The sequence below is a fragment of the Flavobacterium collinsii genome (genome assembly GCF_902804485.1).
Lineage (GTDB): Bacteria > Bacteroidota > Bacteroidia > Flavobacteriales > Flavobacteriaceae > Flavobacterium > Flavobacterium collinsii.
The window spans coordinates 1-220 of sequence record NZ_CADCST010000151.1 but is presented as its reverse complement, the minus strand read 5'-3'; the positions used below and the strand labels follow the sequence as shown (position 1 = coordinate 220).

Annotated in this window: 1 protein-coding gene; it reads left to right on the top strand. The window is 39.5% G+C overall.

Going from position 1 to position 220, the window contains the following annotated elements; translation table 11 throughout:
* A partial coding sequence (locus tag FLA105534_RS22565; RefSeq protein ID WP_173968334.1) for a condensation domain-containing protein occupies window positions 1–220 on the top strand: 220 nt, incomplete at both ends.

Here is a 220-nt window from a genome sequence, read left to right as displayed (position 1 = left end):
AAAAGAACAGGACCTTACCTTGTTTATGAGTTTAATGGCAGGAATAAATGCTTTGTTGCATAAATATACAGGTCAGGACGACATCATAATTGGAACCCCAATAGCAGGAAGAGAGCATCCTGATCTGGAGCATCAAATAGGTTTGTATCTCAATACGCTTGCCATACGAACTCAATTGAAAAAAGAGACCAGTTTTGCAGATCTTGCAGCCTCCCAAAAA